The 2,573-nt window shown below is 38.6% G+C and carries 3 protein-coding genes; 1 reads left to right on the top strand and 2 read right to left on the bottom strand.

Going from position 1 to position 2,573, the window contains the following annotated elements:
• Nucleotides 1-1,052 (top strand): ferrous iron transporter B (gene feoB, locus EXE10_RS20560; RefSeq protein WP_130114569.1); only part of this gene is annotated, 1,052 nt, incomplete at its 5' end.
• Nucleotides 1,053-1,181: 129 nt separating this feature from the next.
• Here the strand turns inward: feoB and EXE10_RS20555 are convergent.
• Nucleotides 1,182-2,138, bottom strand: a complete 957-nt coding sequence (locus tag EXE10_RS20555) for an arsenic resistance protein (RefSeq protein WP_004665958.1) — start codon at nucleotides 2,136-2,138, stop codon at nucleotides 1,182-1,184.
• Nucleotides 2,139-2,148: 10 nt separating this feature from the next.
• Nucleotides 2,149-2,573: recombinase family protein (locus EXE10_RS20550; protein ID WP_130114568.1), on the bottom strand; the 425-nt coding region annotated here is incomplete at its 5' end.

The following is a 2,573-nucleotide window of genomic DNA, read 5'->3' as shown; positions in this document are numbered from 1 at the left end:
CTCTATTAAAAAGCTTGGTTGTGGATGGGGTAATTGCTGGCACAGGTAGCGTGCTTGCATATATGCCTCAGATTTTGATTTTATTCTTCTTCATTTTAATGCTTGAAGAGTCAGGCTATTTACCCCGAGCAGCATTTCTTTTAGATAAATTAATGTCTAAAGCCGGGCTTAGCGGCCGTTCATTTATTCCTCTGCTATCCAGTTTTGCTTGTGCGATTCCCGGAATTATGGCAACCAGAAGTATCAGCTCTGAACGGGACCGATTAGCAACAATTATGATTGCACCCTTGATGACCTGTTCAGCAAGATTGCCAGTATATGCTTTATTGATCGCGGCATTTATTCCGAACCAATTAATCTACGGCTGGTTAAGTCTGCAAGGATTAGTCCTTTTTGGTCTTTATATGTCGGGAATAGTCTCAGCGTTATTAGTTTCAGTGTTTCTGAAATTGGTTCGAAAAGATAAAACTGAAAGTATTTTTATTTTTGAACTTCCCACATACCGAATTCCAGATATTAGAAATATTGCATTAGGCTTATATGATAGGGCAACTATTTTCTTAAAACGAGTTGGTGGCATTATCGTTGCGCTGTCTATCTTGTTATGGGTGCTAGTCACGTTCCCTCAACCACCAGATAATGCAACCATGCCGGCCATTAACTATAGTTTAGCTGGTCAGTTAGGGCATTTAATTCATCCTATATTTGCGCCTATTGGGTTTACATGGGAAATATGTATTGCACTCATTCCTGCTATGGCAGCAAGGGAAGTTGTAATTGCTGCTCTTGGGGTGATTTATGCGATGTCAGGTGATGAAGATACAGTAACTCAAAGTCTGTTAAGTCAAATTTCAGGCCCGGATGGATGGGGGTTAGCCACAGGTTTATCATTATTGGTATGGTTTATTTTTGCTCCCCATTGTCTTGCTACGTTAGCAACAATTAGACGAGAAACTGGCAGCTGGAAACAGCCCATCATTATGGCAACTTATTTGTTTGCATTAGCCTACATCTTTTCATTCATCACATATCAAGTTGCGAGTAAGTTTTAATTAGCAAATGAATAAAAGAGGGGGGGAGCTAGCTCCCCCCCCTTTATTAAATTACTCGATGTAAGCGTGGGCTTCTGAATACTTTTATCTAACTATAACAACTACTTAAATGTTTAAATCTCTAAATCTCTAGGTTTTGAATAGTCGAGGTATCAGACGAATATAGATTGGTAAAAAGCATAGTTCAACGATAGTCTGAGTCAAGATTACAGCAGGAATTATGGGCATACTTCCCGGAATTGCAAAAGCTAATGGAAGAATAACAAATGAATTTCTATATGATGCTGAAAAGGACACAGCACTAGCAGAGCCAGATTCTAATCGAAAAATACGAGCAATTATCCAACCCACGAATGGAGCAATAATGGCAAAAGAAATATAAATTGGTAAAGCTTGAAGAGCTGCACTTTTTGCAAGCCCAATTTGAGGCATAACTGATGCTAGGACGATAAACAAAACTAGGGCTGTGGCAGGTACAGGAAATAAGTTTAGGCTTTCAGCCACTTTTTCTGCTTGTTCATTTCTATTCCCAATGAACTGAACTATAGCTGCCATTGCTAAGGGTGCAACAATGAACCATACAAACGCATGGACAAAAGGACCAATTTCAACAAGCTGAGCTACCTCTTCTCCGAGGAGTACACCAAGATAAATTGGTAATAAGATCATTTGGATAAGCAATAATACAGGTGTCATCGCAAGTAATAATCTTGCATTACCTTTCCCAACATGGGTGAAAGTAATCACATAATCAATACACGGTGCTAGTAGAACAAAAAGTACAGCTAAACGAATAAGTGGGTTTTCAGGTAAAAATTGTATTAGACCTGCCGTAATTAAAGGTAAGGCAATAAAGTTAGTAATAAGTAATGCAGAAATAAAACGTAAATTTTTTAATGCCTTGCCAATTTCTGCAATAGGTACTTGTAAAAAAGTAGCAAATAACATTAATGCCAGTGCAGGGTTAATCAAACTTTCTAAAATCGTCGCTCCACTGATGGTTAATCCAAAAATAACTCCGATAAAGATGGTACAGAAGTAGATTTTGACTTGATTATCTTCAAGAAAATTTCGAATATTTTCCATTTTAATTGAGTTACTCACTTGCTTTTAAATAGCGGTATACCGCCTGGCGACTAATTCCAAATGCCTGGCCTAATGCCATTTTTGAAGGGTACTTTCCTTCCTTCCATTCTTGTCTTAAAGCTTCAGCCTGTTCAGGTTTCAATTTATGTACACGCCCTTTGTACTTTCCTTGAGCAGAGGCCAGTTTTATTCCTTCTTTTTGACGCTCTAAAATGATCTCACGTTCGAACTGTGCAAAAGCGCCCATCAATTGCAGCATCAAATTATCCATCGGGGTAGATTGAGCAGTGAAAGTAATATTTTCTTTTACGAACTGGATGGCAATTCCTCGTTTGACCAGTTTATCTACTTCAGTGACTAAATCTTTTAAGCTTCGAGCAAAACGATCCATGGAATGTACAATCACCCTGTCCCCTTCCCGGACATAGTTCAACA

It is taken from the genome of Acinetobacter sp. WCHAc060033 (assembly GCF_004209125.1).
Classification (GTDB): Bacteria; Pseudomonadota; Gammaproteobacteria; order Pseudomonadales; family Moraxellaceae; genus Acinetobacter; species Acinetobacter wuhouensis.
This window is presented reverse-complemented; position numbering and strand designations above follow the sequence as displayed.

What these genes read in the sequence shown, in the direction of transcription:
- EXE10_RS20555 (WP_004665958.1), bottom strand. Translation starts at nt 2,138, where the DNA reads ATGGAAAATATTCGAAATTTTCTTGAAGATAATCAAGTCAAAATCTAC.